General features: G+C 61.8%; 23 protein-coding genes. 18 read left to right on the plus strand and 5 right to left on the minus strand.

Translation table 11 applies throughout. The features are described from left to right. Positions 1-7 precede the first annotated feature (7 nt). From pcaD to aroQ, 11 genes are all read left to right on the plus strand, one after another. Entirely contained in the window at positions 8-805 is a 798-nt protein-coding gene (pcaD, locus tag ACLBKR_RS22000) for a 3-oxoadipate enol-lactonase (protein ID WP_113446870.1), read from the plus strand. Between the two features lie 4 nt (positions 806-809). Next, positions 810-1,229, plus strand: a complete 420-nt coding sequence (pcaC, locus tag ACLBKR_RS22005) for a 4-carboxymuconolactone decarboxylase (protein WP_112829816.1) — start codon at positions 810-812, stop codon at positions 1,227-1,229. Continuing rightward, positions 1,226-1,966 (plus strand): protocatechuate 3,4-dioxygenase subunit beta, encoded by a 741-nt coding sequence (pcaH, locus tag ACLBKR_RS22010; RefSeq protein WP_112829815.1) that lies wholly within the window; start codon positions 1,226-1,228, stop codon positions 1,964-1,966. The genes pcaC and pcaH overlap by 4 nt, the downstream gene beginning before the upstream one ends. Before the next feature lies 1 nt (position 1,967). Then, positions 1,968-2,588 (plus strand): protocatechuate 3,4-dioxygenase subunit alpha, encoded by a 621-nt coding sequence (pcaG, locus tag ACLBKR_RS22015; RefSeq protein WP_112829814.1) that lies wholly within the window; start codon positions 1,968-1,970, stop codon positions 2,586-2,588. Between the two features lie 7 nt (positions 2,589-2,595). Next, positions 2,596-3,657, plus strand: a complete 1,062-nt coding sequence (locus ACLBKR_RS22020; protein WP_113446869.1) for a 3-carboxy-cis,cis-muconate cycloisomerase — start codon at positions 2,596-2,598, stop codon at positions 3,655-3,657. Positions 3,658-4,017: 360 nt separating this feature from the next. Continuing rightward, positions 4,018-4,686, plus strand: coding sequence for an amino acid ABC transporter permease (locus ACLBKR_RS22025; protein WP_112829812.1), 669 nt, complete (start codon positions 4,018-4,020; stop codon positions 4,684-4,686). 10 nt (positions 4,687-4,696) lie between these two features. Next, positions 4,697-5,347, plus strand: coding sequence for an amino acid ABC transporter permease (locus ACLBKR_RS22030; protein WP_113425617.1), 651 nt, complete (start codon positions 4,697-4,699; stop codon positions 5,345-5,347). Between the two features lie 94 nt (positions 5,348-5,441). Next, the gene (locus ACLBKR_RS22035) at positions 5,442-6,296 is read left to right on the plus strand and encodes a transporter substrate-binding domain-containing protein (protein WP_113425618.1); all 855 of its coding nucleotides are present in this window, start codon (positions 5,442-5,444) and stop codon (positions 6,294-6,296) included. Positions 6,297-6,308: 12 nt separating this feature from the next. Beyond that, a complete protein-coding gene (locus ACLBKR_RS22040) occupies positions 6,309-7,070 on the plus strand; it encodes an amino acid ABC transporter ATP-binding protein (protein ID WP_113425619.1) in 762 nt (253 codons plus the stop codon). 56 nt (positions 7,071-7,126) lie between these two features. Further along, entirely contained in the window at positions 7,127-7,996 is an 870-nt protein-coding gene (locus tag ACLBKR_RS22045) for a shikimate dehydrogenase (protein ID WP_112829808.1), read from the plus strand. After that, on the plus strand, positions 7,993-8,430 hold the full coding sequence (gene aroQ / locus ACLBKR_RS22050; protein ID WP_113425620.1) for a type II 3-dehydroquinate dehydratase: 438 nt from the start codon (positions 7,993-7,995) through the stop codon (positions 8,428-8,430). The genes ACLBKR_RS22045 and aroQ overlap by 4 nt, the downstream gene beginning before the upstream one ends. Here the strand turns inward: aroQ and ACLBKR_RS22055 are convergent. Continuing rightward, positions 8,408-9,103: a TetR/AcrR family transcriptional regulator gene (locus tag ACLBKR_RS22055; RefSeq protein ID WP_113425621.1), complete on the minus strand. Its 696-nt coding sequence runs from the start codon at positions 9,101-9,103 to the stop codon at positions 8,408-8,410. The genes aroQ and ACLBKR_RS22055 overlap by 23 nt on opposite strands. Before the next feature lie 111 nt (positions 9,104-9,214). On the opposite strand from ACLBKR_RS22055, the gene ACLBKR_RS22060 reads away from it, so the two are divergent. After that, complete coding sequence (locus ACLBKR_RS22060) at positions 9,215-11,116, plus strand: bifunctional sugar phosphate isomerase/epimerase/4-hydroxyphenylpyruvate dioxygenase family protein (protein ID WP_113446918.1); 1,902 nt, start codon at positions 9,215-9,217, stop codon at positions 11,114-11,116. Positions 11,117-11,146: 30 nt separating this feature from the next. Here ACLBKR_RS22060 and ACLBKR_RS22065 read toward each other — a convergent pair whose 3' ends face one another. Beyond that, complete coding sequence (locus ACLBKR_RS22065; RefSeq protein ID WP_162757801.1) at positions 11,147-12,205, minus strand: Gfo/Idh/MocA family protein; 1,059 nt, start codon at positions 12,203-12,205, stop codon at positions 11,147-11,149. Between the two features lie 211 nt (positions 12,206-12,416). Here ACLBKR_RS22065 and ACLBKR_RS22070 point away from each other — a divergent pair, with 211 nt between their 5' ends. The 6 genes from ACLBKR_RS22070 to ACLBKR_RS22095 all read left to right on the plus strand — a co-directional run bounded on the left by ACLBKR_RS22070 (position 12,417) and on the right by ACLBKR_RS22095 (position 18,164). After that, a complete protein-coding gene (locus ACLBKR_RS22070) occupies positions 12,417-13,316 on the plus strand; it encodes an NAD-dependent epimerase/dehydratase family protein (protein WP_113446867.1) in 900 nt (299 codons plus the stop codon). A gap of 288 nt (positions 13,317-13,604) precedes the next feature. Then, the gene (locus ACLBKR_RS22075) at positions 13,605-14,732 is read left to right on the plus strand and encodes an ABC transporter substrate-binding protein (RefSeq protein WP_112829803.1); all 1,128 of its coding nucleotides are present in this window, start codon (positions 13,605-13,607) and stop codon (positions 14,730-14,732) included. Positions 14,733-14,826: 94 nt separating this feature from the next. Continuing rightward, positions 14,827-15,705 (plus strand): branched-chain amino acid ABC transporter permease, encoded by an 879-nt coding sequence (locus ACLBKR_RS22080; protein WP_414902081.1) that lies wholly within the window; start codon positions 14,827-14,829, stop codon positions 15,703-15,705. After that, positions 15,702-16,676, plus strand: coding sequence for a branched-chain amino acid ABC transporter permease (locus ACLBKR_RS22085; RefSeq protein ID WP_113340011.1), 975 nt, complete (start codon positions 15,702-15,704; stop codon positions 16,674-16,676). The genes ACLBKR_RS22080 and ACLBKR_RS22085 overlap by 4 nt, the downstream gene beginning before the upstream one ends. Continuing rightward, positions 16,673-17,440: an ABC transporter ATP-binding protein gene (locus ACLBKR_RS22090; RefSeq protein ID WP_244711577.1), complete on the plus strand. Its 768-nt coding sequence runs from the start codon at positions 16,673-16,675 to the stop codon at positions 17,438-17,440. Before ACLBKR_RS22085 ends, ACLBKR_RS22090 begins: the two co-directional genes overlap by 4 nt. A 1-nt stretch (position 17,441) precedes the next feature. Next, positions 17,442-18,164, plus strand: a complete 723-nt coding sequence (locus tag ACLBKR_RS22095) for an ABC transporter ATP-binding protein (protein WP_112829800.1) — start codon at positions 17,442-17,444, stop codon at positions 18,162-18,164. Between the two features lie 78 nt (positions 18,165-18,242). Here ACLBKR_RS22095 and ACLBKR_RS22100 read toward each other — a convergent pair whose 3' ends face one another. The 3 genes from ACLBKR_RS22100 to ACLBKR_RS22110 are packed head-to-tail and all read right to left on the minus strand — an operon-like array spanning position 18,243 to position 21,479. Beyond that, the gene (locus ACLBKR_RS22100) at positions 18,243-18,998 is read right to left on the minus strand and encodes an SDR family oxidoreductase (protein WP_113446866.1); all 756 of its coding nucleotides are present in this window, start codon (positions 18,996-18,998) and stop codon (positions 18,243-18,245) included. Further along, positions 18,991-19,770, minus strand: coding sequence for an SDR family oxidoreductase (locus ACLBKR_RS22105; protein ID WP_113446865.1), 780 nt, complete (start codon positions 19,768-19,770; stop codon positions 18,991-18,993). Before ACLBKR_RS22105 ends, ACLBKR_RS22100 begins: the two co-directional genes overlap by 8 nt. Then, entirely contained in the window at positions 19,767-21,479 is a 1,713-nt protein-coding gene (locus ACLBKR_RS22110; protein WP_113446864.1) for an FAD-dependent oxidoreductase, read from the minus strand. The genes ACLBKR_RS22105 and ACLBKR_RS22110 overlap by 4 nt, the downstream gene beginning before the upstream one ends. Positions 21,480-21,558: the final 79 nt, after the last annotated feature.

A 21,558-nucleotide genomic window follows, 5' to 3' on the forward strand; every position in this document is an offset into this window, starting at 1 on the left:
AGCGGACATGCATTTTCTGACAGTGGAGGGGACGACGATCCATTACCGTGCCGAAGGTCTCGCGACCGGCAAGCCGGTCATCGCCTTCGTGAACTCGCTCGGCACGGATTTCCGCATATGGGACGAGGTGATCGAGGAACTCGGCGACACCTATGCCTATGTTGTTCACGACAAGCGCGGTCATGGTCTTTCCGGCACGGGCGCGCCGCCCTATTCCATCGAGACCCATGCGAACGACCTCATCGTGCTGCTCGAACAACTCGGCGTCCGGCAAGCAATTGTCTGGGGTCTTTCGGTCGGCGGGCTCATCGCTCAGGCCGCCTATGCGATTCGTCCCGACCTCGTCACGGCGCTCGTTCTTTCCAACACCGCCCACAAGATCGGTTCGCCTGAAATGTGGAACGCCCGCATCGATGCGATCCTTGCGAACGGCCTCGGCGACATGATCGACCCGATCATGGAACGCTGGTTCACGCCGGCCTTTCGCACCGAAGACAACGCGCTTTACGCCGGTTGCCGCATCATGCTTGCCCGCCAGGCAGTCAATGGCTATTGCGGCACCTGCGCGGCGATCCGCGATGCGGATTATACCGATGCGGCAAGGCGTATCGCAGCACCAACGCTCTGCTTGGTGGGCGATCAGGACGGGTCGACGCCCCCTGACCTCGTGCGCTCGCTCGCCGGCCTCATTCCTCAAAGCCGCTTCGTCGAGATCGCGGCCTGCGGTCATATCCCCTGTGTCGAACAGCCGGCGGCCTATGCAGCCGCGGTTTCCGCTTTCCTGAAATCCCTGCCGGAGCAATGAAAAGATGACTGACCCCTCGCAGCCTTCCGATCGTTACAAGAAGGGCCTGGCTGTCCGCCGCTCCGTCCTGGGTGATGCCCATGTGAACCGCGCAAGCGCGAACGCAACGTCCTTCGACCAACCCTTTCAGACCCTGATTACCGAAACGGCCTGGGGGACGGTCTGGTCGGGGAGCCACTGGACGAAGCGCGAACGCTCCATGGTGACGATCGCGCTCCTGGCGGCGCTCGGCCATGACGACGAAGTGGCGATGCATGTCCGCGCGACCGCCAATACTGGCGCCACGGAGGAGGATATCCGCGAGGCGTTGATGCATGTGGCCATCTATGCCGGCGTTCCCGCGGCGAACCACGCCTTCAAGATCGCCAAGCTTGCGCTGGCCGAACGCGATGCCGATAATTCGCAGATGGAGGAGACGAAATGAACAATCGACCACCCGAAACCGGGCCTTTCTTCGCACGTGATCGCGATATGCATCCACCGGCCTACGCGCCCTGGTACAAGACGACCGTCCTTCGTTCACCGCAGCGCGCGCTGATTTCGCTGGAGGGCACCAAGAGCGAGATTACCGGGCCGGTGTTCGGACACGGAATGCTCAATCCGCTGGATAACGATCTGATCCTGAATTATGCCAAGCCCGGAGAAATGCCGATCGGCCCGCGCATTCTCGTCCACGGCCGTGTGCTCGACGAGCGGGGGCGCGGCGTTGCAGGCGCGTTGGTGGAGTTCTGGCAGGCCAATGCCGGCGGCCGCTATCGTCACAAGAAAGAAACCTATCTGGCGGCGATCGATCCGAATTTCGGCGGCGTCGGCCGTACCATTACCGACGAGAACGGCTACTACTGGTTCAAGACCATCCAGCCCGGCCCTTATCCCTGGCCGAACGGCGTCAACGACTGGCGCCCGGCGCATATCCATTTCTCGATCTTCGGCCATGGCTTCCAGCAGCGTCTCATCACCCAGATGTACTTCGAGGGCGATCCGCTGATTTGGCGTTGTCCGATCGTCAAGACGATCCCGGACGAGGATGCCATACGCCGCCTCGTCGCGCCGCTCGACATGAACGCCACCATTCCGATGGATATGCGCGCCTACAAGTTCGATATCGTCCTGCGCGGCCGCCATTCCACCTTCTTCGAGAACCGCCCGGAGGGCAACTGACATGGTTCAACCGCTTGGCTACCTCAAGGAAAGCGCTTCCCAGACCGCAGGACCCTACGTCCATATCGGCTGCACGCCCAACTTCGTCGGCATTCACGGAATCTTCGAGAAGGATCTTGGCTCCGGCTCGCTCTATAACGAGCAGACCCGCGGCACCCGCATCACCATTCGCGGAACCGTCTTTGACGGCGGTGGCAACCCGCTGAAGGACGCGCTGATCGAAATCTGGCAGGCCGACGACGCAGGCTTCTACAACAGCCCGAGCGAGACACGCGGATCGGCGGACCCGAATTTCATCGGTTGGGGGCGCTCCCCGGGCGACATGGAAACCGGCGAATTCGTGTTCGAGACGATCAAGCCCGGTCGCGTGCCGTTCAAGGATGGGCGCTGGATGGCCCCGCATGTTACCTTCTGGATCGTCGCACGCGGCATCAATATCGGACTCCACACCCGCATGTACTTCCCCGAGGAAACGGCGGCCAATGCGGAGGATCCGGTTCTCGCGCGTATAGAACACAAGAATCGCATTCCGACGCTGATCGCAAGCAAGGAGGGCGACAGCACCTATCGCTTCGACATTCGTCTGCAGGGCGAAGGTGAAACCGTGTTCTTCGATATCTGAGCGGGCCATGAGCATTTCCGTCTTCGAGCATCCGTTTCTTTCCGGCTTTATGGGGGATGCCGAAATCGCTTCGCTCTTCTCGGCGGATGCGGATGTCGCCGCCATGCTTCGCTTCGAGACCGAGCTTGCGAAGGCGGAAGCGGAATGCGGCATTTTCCCTGTCGAGACGGCAAACGCCATCGTCACCCATCTCGCCGGCTTTGTGCCGGATATGGCGGCGCTCTCGGACGGGATGGCAAGGGATGGCGTGGTCGTGCCCGAATTCGTCCGGCAACTGCGCCGGAAGGTGGGGGACGCCGCATCGGACAAGGTTCACTTCGGTGCAACCAGCCAGGACGTCATCGACACAAGCCTCGTACTCCGTCTCAAGGCGGCAACGGGTATCCTGATGGAAAGGCTGGCGGTTTTGACCGCCGGTCTTGGTGCCCTTTCGAAGCGCGACGGAAACCTTACGCTGATGGGCTACACCCGCATGCAGGCAGCAATTGCCATCACCGCCGGCGACCGCATTTCCTCGTGGAAGGAACCGCTCGAACGCCACCATGCGCGGCTTGCGGCCTTCTCCAAATCGGGTTTTGCCCTGCAATTCGGCGATGCGGCCGGCACGCTGGAAAAACTCGCCGACAAAGGGCCGGCCGTACGCGCAGCACTTGCGGCCCGCCTCGATCTTGCCGACCAGCCGCAATGGCACAGTCAGCGTGACGGACTGGCGGAGTTTGCAGCCCTGCTGTCGCTGATTTCAGGATGCCTTGGTAAGTTGGGACAGGATATCGCCCTGCTCGCCCAAGTGGGATCGGAAATCCGGCTTTCCGGAGGCGGCGGTTCCTCGGCCATGCCCCACAAGCAGAATCCGGTTACCGCCGAGCTTCTCGTCACCCTTGCGCGCTTCAACGCCGTGCAGCTTTCCGCCATGCACCAGTCGCTGGTGCATGAGCAGGAACGCTCGGGAGCAGCCTGGATGCTCGAATGGATGATCCTGCCGCAGATGGTAATAGCGACTGGCGCTGCGCTGTCGACCGCAAGGCGCCTGATCGGCCAGATCGAGCGGCTCGGGTCGGAAAAAGACTGACTGGAACGCATCGGCGTTTTCCGCCTGTGGAATCTCGGTGACCCACGCGGCAGGCCGCGGGGGACGTTTTTTGTTGCGTCATATCTCGGCTTTCCGCCTTTTAGATATTGAAACACAAGCGTTTTCTTGATCTTGGATTTCGTCAAAAAAGCGATTTCGGAAGCGATTTGTGAGGATCGAAGGCTTGACACAAAAATGAACTAACTGGTACAAACATTCATGTTCGGAAACCGGATGCGGGAGGAAATCGCATCAACGTCAGGTCCGGTGAACAGTCAGAGGAATTCGAAGTCCCTGGATTTCGAGAGGAGGAAAACAGGCAAGGCCTGTTCAGACCCGCGAAGCGGGTCCGGAGGAACAATGTCGTACAGTCTCGATTTCTCGGTGGTCGCCGATCGGCTGCCCGAGTTGCTGCTTGCATGCCTTGCAACGATTGGACTGGCCGTCGCCGGCATGTCGCTTGCGACCGTCATCGGCGTTCTCGGCGTCGTCGCCCGCCGCTCGCGGTTCAGGTTGCTGCGCGGCTTGGTGATCGGCTTTGTCGAGGTCATCCGCAACACGCCCTTCCTCGTGCAGATCTTCTTCATCTTCTTCGCGCTGCCCCAGTTCGGCCTTAGGCTCAACCCGACAGTCACGGCCATCATCGCGCTGGCGCTGAACGGAGGTGCCTATGCCATCGAGATCATTCGCGGCGGGGTCGATTCCGTTCCGAAAGGCCAGGTGGAGGCAGGGTTGGCGCTTGGCCTGCACCGCGCGCAGATCTTCCGCCACATCGTCCTGAAGCCGGCATTGAGAGCGGTCTACCCGTCGCTCACCAGCCAGTTCATCATGCTGACACTGACGACTTCGGTCTGCACGTCGATCGCGGCCTACGAGCTGACCTCGGTCGCCCAGAAGATCGAGGCGGATACGTTCCGCTCCTTCGAGGTCTATTTCTCCATCACCTTGATGTACCTCGCCATTTCCGCGCTGATGATGGGTGTGTTCGCTCTCATCTCGCGCGTTTCCTTCAGCTATCCGGTCAAGTGAGGCGACGATCATGGCATCCATCGGTCCCAATGAATTGTTCTTCCTGCTGCAGGGCCTGAAGTGGACGCTGGCGCTGACCGTGATCGGCTTCATCGGCGGCGGCGTCTTCGGTCTCTGCGTCGCGCTTGCCCGTGTCTCGGAGAGTGCGCTGGTCCAGCGCGCCACGGCCGGCTACATCGCCGTATTTCAGGGCACGCCGCTCCTGATGCAGCTTTTCGTGGTCTATTACGGTGTGGCGCTTCTCGGGTTGAATGTCGACGCATGGATCGCGGTCGCCATCGCCTTTACCCTGCATGCCAGCGCCTTCCTCGGCGAAATCTGGCGCGGAGGCATCCAGGCCGTGCCGAAGGGCCAGACGGAAGCCGCCAATGCGCTCAGCCTGCACTACATCTCGCGGATGAAGGACGTGGTGCTGCCGCAGGCCTTCAAGATCGCCCTGCCTGCGACCATCGGTTTTCTGGTGCAGCTCATAAAGGGCACCTCGCTTGCAGCCATCGTCGGCTTCGTCGAACTGTCGCGCGCCGGACAGATCGTCTCCAACCAGACGTTCCGTCCGCTGACCGTCTTCGCGCTGGTCGGTCTCATCTACTTCCTGATCTGCTGGCCGCTTTCGCTCTGGGGCACCGGCGTCGAAAGACGGCTACAGACCGCGACCCGTTAATGCCTCTTCGTTTTCACGCATTTCCAAACGGAGAACCGCCTAAGACTTTGTCCGGAAATGCACTTTTCATCAGCTTTGTAAGGAGGAGCAAAAGATGAAATCCCAGAATGACCTGAACAAGACAGGCAAGAGAATGGCGCGCCGCGCCGTGCTCGCCCTCATGGCGGCAGCCGCCCTGCCGCTTTCGTTTCCCGCCGTTGCTCATGCCGGCACGCTCGAGGAAGCCAAGGCCAAGGGCAAGGTGGTGATCGGCATTCAGGGCGACAACTCGCCTTGGGGCTTCGTCAATTCGAGCGGCGTTCAGGACGGCCTCGACGCCGATATCGGCAAGGCGTTTGCGGAATCGCTGGGTGTGCAAGCGGAATTCGTGCCGCTGGCCGTCGCCAACCGTATCCCGGCGCTCGTCACCGGGAAGGTCGACGTGCTCTTCGCCACGATGGGCATGACCGCGGAACGCGCCAAAACCATCCAATATTCCAAGCCCTATGCAGGCAACGTGCTTTCGGTCTACGGCCCGAAGGACAAGAAGATCGCCGGCTATGAGGATCTCGCAGGCATGGCAGTCGGCGTGCCGAAGTCGAGCGCCATGGACACCGCGATTACCGCAGGCGCCGGCGACAAGGCCAATATCCTGCGCTTCGACGACGACGCGGCCAATATCCAGGCCATGCTTTCCGGTCAGGTCGAGGCCGTGGGCGGCAACCAGTTCTACGGCGACCGCCTGAACGCCGCTGCCGCTGACAAGTACGAAGCGAAGTTCGATCTCATCACCCTCTATAACGGTGCCGGCACACGTCCGGGCGAGAAGGATTGGAACGAGGCGGTCAACACCTTCATCGACAAGATCAAGGCGGATGGCACGCTCGCCAAGATCTATGAAAAGTGGATGAAGCGCGACGTTCCGGCCTTCCCGGACTCCCTGCCCGATATCCCCTTCACCGTGAAGTAAACGGAGGTTTCCATGCCACAATCCGCCACCAAACAGGTTCCGCTGATCGCCCTCGAAGGGGTGGGTAAGTGGTATGGAGCCTATCACGCGCTGAAAAATGTCAATCTCACGGTTCGCAGGGGCGAGAAGATCGTGCTCTGCGGCCCGTCGGGTTCGGGCAAATCGACCCTGATCCGCTGCATCAATCACCTGGAGGAAATCCAGGAGGGACAGATCGTCGTCGAGGGCATGAAGCTGACGGACAGCAGCCGCGCGATCGACGCGGTGCGGAGAGAGGTCGGCATGGTGTTCCAGAGCTTCAACCTTTTCCCGCACAAGACGATCCTGGAAAACTGCACCCTTGCGCCGATGCGGGTGAAGGGGCTGGACAAGGCCGCCGCCGAGGCGGTCGCCCGGAAATATCTGGAGCGGGTGCGCATTCTCGATCAGGCCGACAAATACCCGGCCCAGCTTTCCGGCGGCCAGCAGCAGCGCGCGGCGATTGCCCGAGCGCTCTGCATGGAGCCGAAGGCGATGCTCTTCGACGAACCCACCTCGGCGCTCGATCCGGAAATGGTCAAGGAGGTGCTGGACACGATGATCGGCCTTGCCCGCGACGGCATGACGATGATCTGCGTGACCCACGAAATGGGTTTTGCCCGGCAGGTGGCGGATCGCGTTGTGTTCATGGCCTCCGGTGAAATCATCGAGGAGGGTCCGCCGGAGGAATTCTTCCGTGATCCGAAACACCAGCGCACGCGCACCTTCCTCGGCGAAATCCTCGCCCATCACTGAACCCAGGAGGCGGGTTCCCCCGCCTCGCTTCCAGGTCGCATGAACGGTAAGGGACCATGACAGAGAAAACTTCCTATCGCGTTGGTCTGATCGGCGCGGGCATACAACTTTCGAAATCTCCTGCGCTGCACATGCGTGAAGGCGCTGCCCATGGCCTCGACTATTCCTACGAACTCGTCGATGTCACCGCCCGCCACCTTCCGGACAGCGCGCTTCCCGACCTCCTCGATGAGCTGGAGGCGCGTGGTTTTGCCGGTACGAACATAACCCACCCCTTCAAGCAGGCGGTTATTCCCTATCTCTCCGAACTTTCGGACGACGCCCGCATGCTTGGCGCCGTCAATACCGTCGTTTTCACCGACGGCAAACGCATCGGCCACAATACCGACTGGTACGGCTTCTACGAGAACTTTTCCCGCGGGCTCCCGCACGCAAAGCGCGATCGGGCTTTGCTGCTGGGAGCCGGAGGCGCTGGCGTCGCCGTGGCGCATGCCGCGCTGAAACTCGGTATGGGACGGCTCGACATCTTCGACCGGGACCAGGCGCGGGCCGAGAAGCTGGCCGACGATCTCAACGGACGCTTCGGTGCCGGCAGAGCCTCTGCCGTCGACGATCCCGCCTCCTCCCTGCCGCATGCGGACGGTCTCATCAATGCCACGCCTATCGGCATGCTTGCCCATCCCGGCATTCCGGTTTCGCCCGATCTTCTCGAGCCCCGCCATTGGGTGACCGATATCGTCTATGTGCCGCTCGTCACCGAGCTTCTGGCGACGGCGAAGTCGAAGGGATGCCGCACACTTCAGGGCGGCGGCATGACGGTGTTTCAGGCGGCAGAAGCCTTCCGCCTGTTCTGCGGCCGCGAGCCGGATGCGGAGCGAATGTCCGCCCATTTTAATGAGATCTGCGCCGCGGAGGGCAATGCATGAGCCTTTTCACCATCCTGAACGGTCCTAACCTAAATCTGCTGGGACAGCGCCAGCCGGAAATCTACGGCCGGGAAACGCTTGCGGATGTGGAGGCGGCCTGCCGAGAGATCGCTGTGGCCGCGGGCCACGAGATCTTCTTTGCCCAGAGCAACCGCGAATACGAACTGATCGACTGGATCCACGAGGCGCGCGGCACGTCTGCCGGCATCGTCATCAATCCGGGGGCCTTCACACACACCTCGGTCGCGATCCTCGATGCGCTCAACACCTTCGAGGCGCCGGTGATCGAGGTGCATATCTCCAACATTCACAAGCGGGAGGTTTTCCGCCATCATTCCTACGTTTCGACGCGGGCGGAAGGCGTCATCGCCGGACTTCGCATCGAAGGCTACGAAATGGCGCTTCGCCACCTCATCGGCCGGCTTTCTCGGTAGCGGCGATATGGTCGGCTCGCAGCACATAACGCAGCACCATCTCGGCGACATGGCGAGACAATGTTTCCTGGCCCTCGTCGGTGAAAAGAGAGCCGCCGAAAATATGCGAAAAAGTGGCGCTGTTCGATACGTTGAAGAAGGACAAGGCACTGATCTCCCAGTGCAGTTCGAGCGGATCGACACCCTTGCGGAAGACGCCGCTCTCCTGTCCACGCCGCAGCACCTTTTCCAACGCCTCGATTGCCGGGCGATTGAGGTCGCGAATGGTTTCGGAAAGCCGCATGTGCCGGCCATGATGAACGTTTTCGATCATCACCATGCGTATAAAGGCCGGGTTTCGACGATGATGATCGAAGGTGAAGCGACAGAGCTTTTCGAGGGCGGCCGCGGGATCGAGCCCTTCCAGTTCCAAGTCGCTTTCGCCGCCGCGCACCTTGCCATAGGCCTCTTCCAGAACACGCTGGTAAAGGCCTTCCTTGTCGCCGAAGTAATAGTAGATCATGCGCTTCGACGTGCGCGTGCGGGCCGCTATCTCGTCGATGCGGGCACCCGACAGCCCGTTCTGCGAGAACTCTTCCATGGCAACAGTCAGAATGTCGCGGCGGACGCCCTCCGGATCCCGCTTCGCGGATTTAGCCTCTCTGGCCACGCTTGCCGTTGCAGCCTGTTTCATCGCTCCCCCGTCGCCGGACCCATCGTTCCGGCCTTTATTAACTAACCAGTACATAATGCCGGAAAGGAAGGCAATATGGCAGCCCCCGAGACAGGCAAACACAGCGTGAAGATGCGGACATCGATTGCGACCGTATCGATCAGCGGCGAGTTTCCGGAAAAGCTCGCCGCCATCGCCAAAGCCGGCTTCACCGGCGTCGAAATCTTCGAGAACGATTTCCTGACCTATGACGCATCGCCGCGCGAAGTCTCGAAGATGGCTCGCGACCACGGTCTCGACATTACCCTCTTCCAACCTTTCCGCGATTTCGAGGGCATGCCGGAACCGCATCGCGGCCGAACCGTCGAGCGCGCCCAGCGCAAGTTCGACATCATGGAGGAGCTCGGCACAGACCTCATGCTGATCTGCTCGAATGTCTCGCCGGTTTCGCTGGGCGGCATCGATCGGGCGGCAGCCGATTTTCATGAACTGGGCGATCTCGCGGCCAGACACGGCGTTCGCGTGGGCTACGAGGCGCTGGCATGGGGCCGTCATGTCAGCGATCATCGCGACGCCTGGGAAATCGTGCGACGCGCCGACCACCCGAGTGTCGGCATCATCCTCGACAGCTTCCACACATTGTCCCGGAAGATCGATCCGAACTCGATCCGCTCGATACCGGGAGACAAGATCTTTATTGTGCAACTGGCCGATGCACCCCTCTTCGATATGGATCTGCTCTACTGGAGCCGCCACTTCCGCAACATGCCGGGCGAAGGCGACCTGCCGGTGGTGGATTTCATGCGCGCCGTCGCAGCCACCGGCTATACCGGGCCGCTTTCGCTGGAAATCTTCAACGACCAGTTTCGCGGCGGCTCGGCCCGCGCGCTTGCAGAGGACGGTCATCGTTCGCTTGTCTATGTCATGGATCGGGTAAAACGGCTGGAGCCCGACATCCGCATCGACGTCCCGGACATGCCGGACCGCATCGCGGCCCGCGGTGTCGAATTCGTGGAATTCACAACGGCACCTTCCGACAAGGCCAATCTGGAAGCACTGCTCGGGACGCTCGGCTTCCGGAAGACGGGGAGCCACCGCAATCGTGCGGTCGATCTCTATACGCAGGGCGATATCCGCATCGTCATCAACACCGACAACACCGGCGACACTTTCGCCGGTGCATCCTATTCGGTGCACGGCACGAACGCCTATGCCTTCGGCCTGAAGGTGGAGAACGCACAGGATGCCGTGAAGCGCGCATCCGCGCTTGGCGCGCCGACCTTCTCGGAGCCGCGCAAGCCCGGCGAGGTCACGGTGCCCGCCATTCAGGGGGTCGGCAATGGTGTCATGTACTTCCTCGACGATTCACCGGCGCTCGCCTCGATCTGGACGAACGAATTCCTTCCCACGAAGAACGAGAAAGACGCGGGCGATGCGCTGCTCACCCGGATCGATCATCTGGCCCAGACGACGCGTTATGACGAAATGCCGACCTGGCTCCTGTTTTACACATCAATATTCTCGACCCGGCGTACCCCGATGGTCGACGTGGTCGATCCCGGCGGTCTCGTGCGCAGCCAGGCGATCGAAAGCGTTCCGGAACCTGGTTTCCGGCTAACGATGAACGGAGCCGATAGCCGAAAGACCTTCGCCGGCAAGTTCCTCGCCGAAGGGTTCGGGACGAGCATCCAGCACATCGCCTTCGCGACAACGGATATCTTCGCCACCGCCCGACGGCTGGCGGAGCTCGGTTTCCAGCCGTTACCCATCTCCCGCAACTACTATGACGATCTTGAAGCGCGCTTCGGCCTCGAGCCGGATTTTTCCGATGCGCTACGCGCTGCGAGCATCCTCTACGACCGGGACGATAGCGGCGAATATTTCCAGATCTACAGCCGCACCTTCGGCGAAGGCTTCTTCTTCGAGATTGTGGAGCGGCGTGGCGCCTATGGTGGATACGGGGCGATGAACGCCCCGTTCCGTATCGCCGCGCAACGACGTCTGCTGCGTCCAGACGGCATGCCGAAGGAGTGACGGACCATGGCAATAGCGCGTCTCTCCCGGCTAGCCGAGCGGCGTCAAATCGACGCGAACCGCTGTGCCACGCTCGGCGGCAAGGCGGATCGCGTCAAGCACGATGAGATTGGCGGTCGCATCGCGGGCGGAAACGAGCGGCGTGCCGCCCAGGCGGATCAGCGCCTCGAAATGACGAAGCTGCTCCTCATAGGGATCTGCTGGCATAACGGGAAGCATCGAGGACCTCAGCCTGCGGGTCCAGTCAGGTTCGTCCTCCGGCTCCCAGAGCATCAGATCAGGCAGGGAAAGGCCCGCCCGGCTTCCGGCGTAATGATGCGCCGTCACCGGATGAGCGGGGAACCGCGCCGGGTTTTCGCCGGCCGACAAATCCCAGGCCCAGGGACCGGTCGCGGTATCGGAGATGCACAACGTGGCAAGCCCGCCATTCGTGAAGGTCAATGCAACGGCCGCGGTGTCCTCTACCGGGAAACCGCGGCGTGCATTGCTGGTCATCGCCTGCACACTCGCGATCTCGCCGAAGAAATGGCGCAGAAGATCGATCTCGTGCACGAGATTGATCAGCAGCGGCCCACCCGCGCCGGGTGTCTTGCGCCAGGCGGCCTCGAAATAAGAAGGCGGTTTGGCAAGCGTGCAGGTGACGGTCGCCATGACGAGATCACCGATACGGCCCGCACGGATCGCGGCGTGAGCCGCCCGAACGATCGGATTGTGGCGGCGATGATGGCCGACAAGGAGCGGAACGCCTGTTCTCTGCGCAACCGCGATCAGGCTCAAGGCCGAGGCAAGGCTTTCGGCGACCGGCTTTTCGAGCAGCACAGGCATTCCCGCTTCGAGAAGCGCTGCGGAAATCGGCAGGTGGGTTTCGTTCGGCGTGGCGACGACGGCAGCCGTCACAAGTCCCGATGCAATGAGCGAAGCAACGTCCGGCAAACAGGGTATGCCGAGCGATTGCGCCAGCGCCGCTCCGTTTGGCATCGGATCGACAATTGCGCCGAGGCGCAAGCCTGGAGCCTTGGCAAGAGTGTCGATATGGGTGCGCCCGATCGCGCCGGCGCCGATGACGGCAACGCTTATTTCTTCAGTCATCAAAATCCTCCCTGGTCCTTGACCGGAGACCATCAAAACAAAAATCAAAATGGAATTGAAGTTTATTATTGAACATCATTCCATTTTTTGCAATTGTCTGGATCGAGGAAGAATGAGGAGAGGATCGCATGCACCAGACCGCGCCGATGCGCCAACGCCACTGCGGTCTTGCTAGCCATGGCTGCCGATCCTTGCGCCGGGAGTTCAGCCGATGAGCCGCATCCTCGTTACCGGCGGTACAGGCTTCGTCGGCGTGCGCACGGTCGCCGCGCTCCATGAGGCAGGCCACACGGTTCGTATCCTCGATCTTTCGCCCCGCCCAGACCGCTTGCCCGCTGGTATCCCCGTCGAAATCGTCGCGGGCGATATCACCGACCCCAATACCGTTCTCCAGGCCGCTCGGGACTGCGATGGAATCGTCCATCTCGTGGGGCTGATGACGGTCGACTGCGCCCGTGATCCCGTACTCGGCGTGCGCGTCAATCTGATCGGAAGCCTGAATGTGCTCGAAGCAGCAAAGGCACGCCGCCTCCCGGTCGCCTATCTTTCAACCGCAGGCGTGTTCGGGCCGGAAGATGCCATTCATCCGCAGCCGATGACCGTCTACGGTTCTACAAAACTTGCCGTCGAAGGTGCTGCGCGGGCCTTCTTCCTGGATTACGGCATACCGAGCCTCGGCCTGCGCCCCTACATCATCTACGGGCCAGGCGTCAGCGCCGGCATCGCGGCCGGCCCCTCCATTGCAATTGCGGCCGCCATTCGTCGGGAACCGGCGGAAATATGCTTTTCCGGCCGGGTTGGCTTCGTCTATGTCGACGATGTCGCGAGAATGCTGGCCTCGGCCATGACCTCCCCGCTTGAGGGGGCCGCCGTTCTCACAATGTCCGGCGATACTGCCGACATGAAGGACTTCGTCGCGGAACTGGCCCGGCAATCCGGCTGGACGAAAATCGCGATCAACGGCGCTCCGCTCCGCATTCCCTCCGAGCTCGCATCGGACCCTGTACTGGCCTTTCTCGGTGCTCAACCGGTCACCGACATCGGAAGCGGAATTCGGCTCGCCATTGCCGAACTGAAGGCTGGGCACGAGAAGGAATTATCCAATGTTTAGTCCCCATCGTCCATTTCCCGGATGCGGGCTGCGTGATTTTGTCAATAATCAAAACAGGGGTCGCACCGGTGCGATTTCCATCCTGAAAGGAAATTCCGGAAGAGCACTTGGCGTTCGGCGGGAGAACGGAACCGGTTTCGCTCCCGCCTCTCATCTGGGAGGATGAGATTACCGCATACCGAAATCGCGAGCCCGGCGGGAGGAGACCTCCGGGCCTTGCGTTCTGACGGATGGCCCACCCGGCCGCCGCTCGGATTTTTAGAAACGATCATTCACGGGAGGATGTCGATGATCAAGAAACTGCTTTCCGCAACCGCTATGGTTCTGGCGCTGGGCGCCATGCCCGCACTCGCCGAACTGAAGGTCGGCTCCATTGTCGAGCTGTCCGGCCCGGGAGCTGCTGCCGGCACCAATTTCCGGGATGGCGTGGCCATGGGCTTCGAGGAAATCAACGCCCAGGGTGGCATCCTCAAGGAACCCGTCAAGATCTTCGAATACGACAGCCAGACAGACCCGCAGGTTTCGCGTGCACTGGTGCAGAAGGCGATCGACGAAGAAGTCTATGCCATCATGGGCACGGTGTTCTCTTCGTCCACTGTCGTCAACATGCTGGTCGCCAAACAATACGGCATTCCGCAGTTCACCGGTTCCGAAGCGCCGTCCATCACCGCCAAGGGCAATCCCTACATCTTCCGCACTGCCTTCGGCTCCCAGAAGGGCGTGCCGAAGCTCGTGAAATACATGGTCGAGAAGATGGGTGTGAAGAAGGTCGGCGTCGCCTGGGCCAACACCGAATTCGGCAAGGGCGGTCATCAGGCCTTCCTCGACGAAGCCAAGAAGGCCGGCCTGGAAATCGTCGTGGACGTTCCCTCCGAACAGGCCCAGGCCGATTTCTCCGCCGACGTGCTGAAGCTCAAGAACTCGGATGCCGACGCTTTCTTCGTCTACTATACCGAGGAAGAAAGCGCGCGCTTCCTGCGCGAAGCGCGCAAACAGGGCATTTCCAAGCCACTGCTCGGAGAAACCACGCTGATCGGCCACAAGGTGATCGAGCTCGCCGGCGAAGCGGCTAACGGCGCTGCCGGCCATGTCGGCCTTACGCCGGATGCAAACATTCCAGCCCTCAAGGAAATGGTCGAACGCTTTAAGGCGAAGTACAAGTACACGCCGGATCACAACGCCATCAAGGGCTACACCGCGGCCTGGATCTTGAAATATGTGACCGAAATGGTCGGGAAACCCGACAGCAAGGCAATCGCCGAAAAGCTGCACGGTCTCACCCTCAAGGCCTCCGAATATCCGGGCGTCCTCATGGATGTGAGCTGGGATGAGACCGGCGAAATGTCGCGCGAGAGCTTCTTCGTGAAGGTCGAGAACGGCCAGCAGGTCGTGGAAGCCATCCTGCCGCCGAACTGACCCCGAAGGGCAGTCCCATGGCCGGCGGACATGTGCCGCCGGCCTGTCTCATCCACATTCGCAAAGCCGACCGACAGCCTTTGAGGACGATACCATGGCTGAGCTTCTTCAAATTCTCGTTTCCGGCCTTGCCGCCGGGTCCATCTATGCCCTAGCCGCCGTGGGCTTCACCCTGCTCTGGCAGGCTTCGCAGACGATCAATTTCGCCCAGGGCGAGTTCATCATGCTGCCCGCCTTCTTCGTGCTGATCGGCATGACCGTGCTCGGCATGCCGCTGTGGGCCTCGGTGATCCTCGGCCTCGCACTGTCGCTTCTCATACTGGGTGTCGCCTTCAAACGGCTGATCGTCGAGCCGATGTTGCCCCACGGCACCTTGCCGATGGTCATCGCCACCATCGCGCTCGGCCTTCTGATGAAGGAAAGCGTCAAGGAATTCTATGGCGCCACTGCCCAGCCTTTCCCGGCTATCTTTCCGCAGACGGTCTATCAGGTTGCTGGAGCAAGCGTGTCCGTGCAGGACATCTGCAATCTCGCCGTCTCGATGCTCGCCATCGGCGGCCTGCAGCTCTTCCTCGGCCGCACGCGCACCGGCCGCTGCATGCAGGCGAGCGCCCAGAACCCCGGCGTTGCCGAAATTCTCGGTGTCAACGTCAAGCGTATGGTGCTCTACACCTTTCTCATCAATGCGGCGCTCGCGACCATCGCATCGGTGCTGATTTCGCCGATCTATCTCGCCAAGTTTTCCAACGGCGAAACGCTCGGCCTCGTCGCCTTCATCGCCGCCATCGTCGGCGGCTTCGACCAGATCCGCGGCGCCCTCGTCGGCGGCCTTCTCATCGGCATCATCGACAATCTCTCAGCGGTCTATATCTCCGCCGAGTATCGTTCGGCCATGCCGCTCATCCTGCTTATCGCCATCATCCTGCTGCGTCCGCAGGGGCTGCTCGGCACCCCGGAAGGGAGAACCGTATGATCCGCTTTCAACCCGCCCTTCTCGTCCTCGGCATCGCCGCGCTCGTGGCGGCTCCCATCGGCCAGGGAAACTATATCGTCTATACGCTGTGCTCATGGCTGCTGTTTTCGATCGCCGCCATGGGTCTCAACCTGACGCTCGGTTATGCCGGTCAGGTCAGTCTCGCGCAGGCCGCGTTCATGGGCATCGGCGCCTACATCACGGCGTTGATGACGCTGGCCGGCATCCACTGGTTTTTTGCGGCCGTCCTGTCGATCGCGGCCAGCTTCGCCATGGGCCTTCTGCTCGGCTATCCGGCGCTGCGCGTGCAACACCATTTTCTCGCCTTCGTGACACTGGCCTTCAACACGCTTCTCTTCCTGGTGCTGCGCAACGAGGAGGAGATTACCGGCGGTTCCTTCGGCCTCAGCGGCATGGAGCGCCCATCCTTCTTCGGCTTCACTACGGATTCGAATATCGCCTTCTACTATTTCTCGCTGGTCTGCTTCCTTCTTGCGGCCGGTTCGTTGTGGTGGATACTGCGCTCGCCCTGGGGCCGCGCCTTCAAGGCGCTGCGCGAAAACCCGATCCGCGCCGAAAGCCTCGGCCTCAAGGTTCGCCGCCAGACGTTGCTCGCCTTCGCCATCGGATCGGCCTTCGGGGGGCTCGCCGGAGCCATGCAGGCGCCGCTGGTTCAATTCATCGAACCGTCCAGCTTCGCACTCATCCACTCCCTGAAGCTGCTGCTCATGGTGGTCGTCGGCGGTTCGGGCTTCTTCTTCGGCCCGATGCTCGGCGCGGCGGTGGTCATCCTTCTGCCGGAAGTGCTTCGCTTCACGGAGGGCTACTACCTCATCATCTATGCGACGCTGGTCATCGTGCTGATGGTCTATTCCCCGACGGGCCTGATCGGCCTCGGCCACAAGCTTTTCGACAAGCTGAAGCCCAAGCAGGAAGCCCGCCGCGATCTGAAACAGGGAGTCCAACTGTGAACGCGCATATCCGCAACACCGAAGGACCCATTCTCTCGGTCCGCAACATCTCCAAGCAATTCGGCGGCATTCGTGCCGTCAACGGGGTCAGCTTCGACGTCCAGCGCGGCGAAATCCTCGGCCTGATCGGACCGAACGGCTCCGGCAAGTCGACGCTCTTCAACTGCATACTCGGCCAGCTCCGCCCGACCCAAGGCCATTGCGAGATCAACGGCAGGTCTACCGACGGCGTGCGCCCGGCAGACCTTTCCTTGATGGGCATCGGCCGTACTTTCCAGCAGCTTTCTGTCTTCCCCAAGATGACGGTGCTCGACAACGTCATCCTCGCCGGACAGGAGCACGAAGGCTCAATGCTCTCGCGCCTCTTCGGCAAGCCGGATGCCGGCCTGACCGGAAAGGCCGAACAGCTCATCGAGTTCTTCCGCCTGACGCCCTACCGGGATACGCCGGCGGGCTCGCTCTCCTACGGTCAGCAGAAGCTGGTCGACGCTGCGATGGCCTTTATGGCCGGCCCCGGCATCGTGCTGCTCGATGAGCCGGCGGGAGGCGTGAACCTCACCATGCTCGGCCACCTCAAGGAGCGGCTTATAACCTACAACCGCGAACACGGTACGACCTTCGTGGTCATCGAACACAACATGGAGTTCGTCATGTCGCTCTGCACCCGCATCATCGTGCTAGCGCAAGGCGAGATTATCGCGGAGGGGACACCGGACGAGATCCGGTCGAACCAGATGGTCATCGACGCTTATCTCGGAGGCTGACATGCTGGAACTCAAGAAAATCATCGGCGGCTACGGCCGCATCACCATCCTGAACGGCACGTCCTTCACCATTCCAAAGGCATCGATCACCACCGTGATCGGCCCGAACGGCGCAGGCAAGTCGACCGTGTTCAAGGCGATCTTCGGGCTTCTCAATATCCACTCCGGCGAAATCCTGCTGGATGGCGAGAACGTCACCCGCAAGAGCCCGGCCGAAATGATCGCCCGCGGCGTCACCTATGTGCCGCAGGGCCGCAATGTGGTACCCCAGCTCTCCGTCTATCATAACCTCGAACTGGGCGGCATCACCTCGAAGGACCAAGCCAAGGTGAAGCGGCGCATGGAGGAGGTCATGGACCAGTTTCCCATGTTGCGCCAGCGCAAGGACCAGAAGGCGATCGAGCTTTCCGGCGGCCAGCAAAAGCAGCTGGAAATCGCCCGCGCCCTGCTTCTCGATCCGAAGCTGATCCTGATCGACGAGCCCTCGATCGGCCTGTCGCCCAACCTCGTACAGGAAGTGTTCCAGACGCTGATCCGTCTTCGCGATCAGGGCGTGACAATCCTCATGGTCGAACAGAACGCCAAGGCGGCGCTCGCCATGTCCGATTACGGTCTCGTGCTTGAACTCGGCCAGACCCGTATGTTCGACAAGGCCGACACGCTTTTGAAAGACCCCCGCGTCGGCCAGCTCTTCCTGGGGGGCCACATCGAGGACGCCGCCTGACCACTTCTCCCGCAGGCAGAAAAAGGAAGGCCCGACGAGATCATCGCCGGGCCTTTCCTGTTGTCCATTTGGTGGCTTCTAGCCCGCCGATGCGTCTCCGAAATCGCCGAAAGCGGTCCAGCCGCCATCGACCGGAAGCACGGCGCCGGTAATGCCGGAAGCGGCCGGAGAAGCAAGAAAGGCAACGGCTGCCGCCACCTCCTCCGCCCGGATGAGCCGGCCGATGGGTGTGCGGCGGCGCAATGTCGGCAGATCGATACGGCCGGCATCGGCAAGTTTTCTGACCAGTGCTGTTTCCACGAAGGCGGGGGCGACGACGTTTACGCGAACACCCCTGCCGGCCCATTCGCAGGCCATGGCCCGCGTCATGGCGACTATGCCTGCCTTGGCGGCACCATAGGCATTACGCTTCGGCAAGCCGGTCAGCCCGGCGATGGATGAAAGATTGACGATGGCGCCCGAACGTCGTGCAAGCATGCCCCTGCCGACCTCCCGCGACATGAGAAAGGTGCCGGAAAGATGCACGTCGAGCACCTTTCGAAAAGCATCGATCTCCTGTTCCAGCGTCGGCAGGTGGCTATCGCCGATGCCGGCATTGTTCACCAGGACGTCGAATGGAGCGGCGGCGCAAACCGACGCCGCCTGCGCCTCGTCGGTGATGTCGCAGGCGAAGCCGCGATGGCCCTCGCCCAGTTCGTCCGCCCGCATCGCGGCCTTGTCACCGTCGAGATCGGCGATGGTGACGCGATAGCCGGCTGCGGCCAGCGCCTGCGAAATGGCAAGGCCGATCCCGTCAGCCCCGCCGGTGACCAGAGCGTATCTGACTTCAGACATAGCCGGGCCTCGGCACAAGCCCCATCAGCACCTGCGACAACCCGCCATCGACGACGATATCCTGGCCGGATACGTAGGAGGCGCGCGGAGAAGCGAGGAAGAGCGTCACATCCGCCATGTCCTGGGGCGTCGCGATCCGCCCAAGCGGCACCATCGCCTCGCGCTTCGCCTTGACCGCCTCGTCACGATAGAAGGCTTCGGACAACGGTGTGCGTACGAGGCCGGGGCTGAGCGTATTCGACCGGACGCCCTTCGCTCCCCATTCGTAAGCAAGCTGCCGCGACAGCATGAGAATAGCCGCCTTGGAGGCGGAATATGCTCCGCTCGCCGGCTGGGGCTGCGAACCCGCGATGCTCGCCACATGAACGAGGGCGCCCTCTCCCCGCTCGATCATCCCCTTGCCAAAGGCCTGCGCGGCCGCAAGATAACCGGTGAGATTTACCGCGAGCATCGCCGACCAGTCAGCCTCCGACACGCTTTCGAGCGGACCCGGCCTCAGGATTCCGGCATTGTTGACGAGAATGTCGGCTCCTCCGGCGGCCTCGACCTTTTCAGCCGCGGCGGCAATTTCATCCGTTTTCGAGAGGTCGCAGGCGAGCGCGAAGGCGCCATTGCCGATTTCGGCGGCGAGTGGCCGCGTACGCTCATCATCCCGATCGAGCAATACGACGCGAACTCCCTGCCCGGCGAAGGCGTGGGCCAGCGCCTGACCGATACCCCCGCCGGCGCCGGTGATGACGGCGGTCTTTCCCTGCAATGCAAGCCAGCTCATGCGGCGTTCTCCCTGTTGGTCTTTTCGAATGCGACACCGGCGAGATAACGGCCGGTGATCCAGCCGAAGGTCATGGCAGGGCCGAGCGTGATGCCTGCGCCGGGATAGTTTCCGCCCATGATCGAAGCCCGGTCGTTGCCGACGGCGAAGAGGCCGGGAATGATCGCGCCCTGGCGATCGAGAACCTCTCCGGGAACGGTGGTCTTCAGCCCGTCGAAGGTGCCGAGGTCACCCATTTCCATCTTCACCGCATAGAACGGTCCCTGCTCGATGGGCGCGACACAGGCATTCGGCCTGTTTTCTGGGTCGGCGAGATAGCGGTTAAACGCGGTCTCCCCGCGATGGAACTGTTCATCCAGACCGTGTCGGGCACCGCGATTGAAATCCGCGACCGTCGCCTCCAGTCCGCCGGCATCGATGCCGCAGGCGCGGGCAAGATCGGCAAGCCTTCGCCCCTTCTTCAGATATCCCGAGCGCAGCCAGGGGGCGAGCGGCATGGGCGCAGGCTTGGCATGGCCCAGGCCATACTTGCGGATGGCGCGATGATCGCAGATCAGCCAGGCCGAGGCCTCGCCGGTTTCGACCATCGCCGCACCGACATCGTGATAGCTCTCGCTCTCATTGGTGAAGCGGCGTCCGTTCGAAAGAACCGCGATCATCCCCGGCTTGTAGCGATCGAGCAGATGCGGGAAAATGCCTCGTCCCGGCACGCGGCTCACCGGCATCCAGGCCGCCGGCTGCGGGAAGATGGCGTCGAATGCCCCGCCCACCTCTTCGCCGAGGCGGATACCATCACCGGTATTGCCTTCCGGCACCGGCGAATAGTGTCCCGCCGCTCTGGCCTTAAGATGCCCGTAAACCTCAGCCCTTCGGGCGAGATCTTGAGCATAGCCGCCGCAGGCGAGCACCACACCGCGGCGGGCAGTGATGATGCGCGGTTGCCTTCTCCCTACCTCGGCACCGGTCACGCGACCGTCTTTCTTGACGAGACGCAGCGCCGGTGTTTCGGTGAGGATCGGAATGCCGAGATCGAAGCAGCTTTTTGCCAGTCGCGCTGCGAGCGCATTGCCGCTCGTCACCTGCACGCCCCGTCCGTAACGCGCGACTTCGCCCGCATGCGCGGCAAGACGCTTCAGCACATAGACGAAGGAAGCCAGCGACTTCGTGGCGTTGAAGAAATGCTTGATGTCGGCATTCGAGGAGTTGAACATCATGCCCATGAAGGTGATCGTCGAAAGCGGCGGACGCAGTCGCTTCAGATCGTCCCCGAGCGCGCTCGTATCGAACGGCGCGGCCAGCACCGAGCGGCCCACCTCGACGCCGCCGTCCACCGTGGGGTGATAATCGGGATAGAGCGTCGGCAGAAACTGCACCGCGGTTTCCTTTTCGAACCAGTCGAGCATTTTCGGACCGGCCTCCAGAAACGCATCGACAGACGCATCATCGAACCAGTTGCCGGTTTCGGCCTTCAGGTAGCGTCGAGCGGCTTCGCGTGTGTCGGCAGGATTGTTTGCCTTGCCGTGACGGTTGCCCGGTATCCACAGCACACCGCCGGAAAAGGCGGTCGTACCGCCGTAGACCGGCTCCTTCTCGATGACGATCACGGAGAGCCCGTGCTTTTTCGCGGTTATGGCGGTGGCAAGCCCGCCCGCGCCCGATCCTATGACCAGCACGTCGCAGACGCACTCTTCCTCGCTAGGCCGCTCCATCGGTTCCTCCCTGTCTGTGTGGCATTGATCTTTGCTAACTTGCGACCCCGATCGGACCAATGGACGCACCGACGCAATT

This window comes from Paenirhizobium cremeum (assembly GCF_047553425.1).
In the GTDB taxonomy this organism is placed as follows: domain Bacteria; phylum Pseudomonadota; class Alphaproteobacteria; order Rhizobiales; family Rhizobiaceae; genus Allorhizobium; species Allorhizobium cremeum.

Bases quoted from the DNA above. Each gene is read 5' to 3' on its own strand.
- ACLBKR_RS22100 (WP_113446866.1), bottom strand. From the start codon at position 18,998: ATGTCTGAAGTCAGATACGCTCTGGTCACCGGCGGGGCTGACGGGATC.
- ACLBKR_RS22105 (WP_113446865.1), bottom strand. From the start codon at position 19,770: ATGAGCTGGCTTGCATTGCAGGGAAAGACCGCCGTCATCACCGGCGCC.
- pcaH (WP_112829815.1), top strand. From the start codon at position 1,226: ATGAACAATCGACCACCCGAAACCGGGCCTTTCTTCGCACGTGATCGC.
- ACLBKR_RS22055 (WP_113425621.1), bottom strand. From the start codon at position 9,103: ATGAAACAGGCTGCAACGGCAAGCGTGGCCAGAGAGGCTAAATCCGCG.
- ACLBKR_RS22040 (WP_113425619.1), top strand. From the start codon at position 6,309: ATGCCACAATCCGCCACCAAACAGGTTCCGCTGATCGCCCTCGAAGGG.
- ACLBKR_RS22020 (WP_113446869.1), top strand. From the start codon at position 2,596: ATGAGCATTTCCGTCTTCGAGCATCCGTTTCTTTCCGGCTTTATGGGG.
- ACLBKR_RS22075 (WP_112829803.1), top strand. From the start codon at position 13,605: ATGATCAAGAAACTGCTTTCCGCAACCGCTATGGTTCTGGCGCTGGGC.
- ACLBKR_RS22030 (WP_113425617.1), top strand. From the start codon at position 4,697: ATGGCATCCATCGGTCCCAATGAATTGTTCTTCCTGCTGCAGGGCCTG.
- ACLBKR_RS22085 (WP_113340011.1), top strand. From the start codon at position 15,702: ATGATCCGCTTTCAACCCGCCCTTCTCGTCCTCGGCATCGCCGCGCTC.
- pcaC (WP_112829816.1), top strand. From the start codon at position 810: ATGACTGACCCCTCGCAGCCTTCCGATCGTTACAAGAAGGGCCTGGCT.
- aroQ (WP_113425620.1), top strand. From the start codon at position 7,993: ATGAGCCTTTTCACCATCCTGAACGGTCCTAACCTAAATCTGCTGGGA.
- ACLBKR_RS22110 (WP_113446864.1), bottom strand. From the start codon at position 21,479: ATGGAGCGGCCTAGCGAGGAAGAGTGCGTCTGCGACGTGCTGGTCATA.
- pcaG (WP_112829814.1), top strand. From the start codon at position 1,968: ATGGTTCAACCGCTTGGCTACCTCAAGGAAAGCGCTTCCCAGACCGCA.
- ACLBKR_RS22080 (WP_414902081.1), top strand. From the start codon at position 14,827: ATGGCTGAGCTTCTTCAAATTCTCGTTTCCGGCCTTGCCGCCGGGTCC.
- ACLBKR_RS22035 (WP_113425618.1), top strand. From the start codon at position 5,442: ATGAAATCCCAGAATGACCTGAACAAGACAGGCAAGAGAATGGCGCGC.
- ACLBKR_RS22025 (WP_112829812.1), top strand. From the start codon at position 4,018: ATGTCGTACAGTCTCGATTTCTCGGTGGTCGCCGATCGGCTGCCCGAG.
- pcaD (WP_113446870.1), top strand. From the start codon at position 8: ATGCATTTTCTGACAGTGGAGGGGACGACGATCCATTACCGTGCCGAA.
- ACLBKR_RS22070 (WP_113446867.1), top strand. From the start codon at position 12,417: ATGAGCCGCATCCTCGTTACCGGCGGTACAGGCTTCGTCGGCGTGCGC.
- ACLBKR_RS22060 (WP_113446918.1), top strand. From the start codon at position 9,215: ATGCGGACATCGATTGCGACCGTATCGATCAGCGGCGAGTTTCCGGAA.
- ACLBKR_RS22065 (WP_162757801.1), bottom strand. From the start codon at position 12,205: ATGACTGAAGAAATAAGCGTTGCCGTCATCGGCGCCGGCGCGATCGGG.
- ACLBKR_RS22045 (WP_112829808.1), top strand. From the start codon at position 7,127: ATGACAGAGAAAACTTCCTATCGCGTTGGTCTGATCGGCGCGGGCATA.
- ACLBKR_RS22095 (WP_112829800.1), top strand. From the start codon at position 17,442: ATGCTGGAACTCAAGAAAATCATCGGCGGCTACGGCCGCATCACCATC.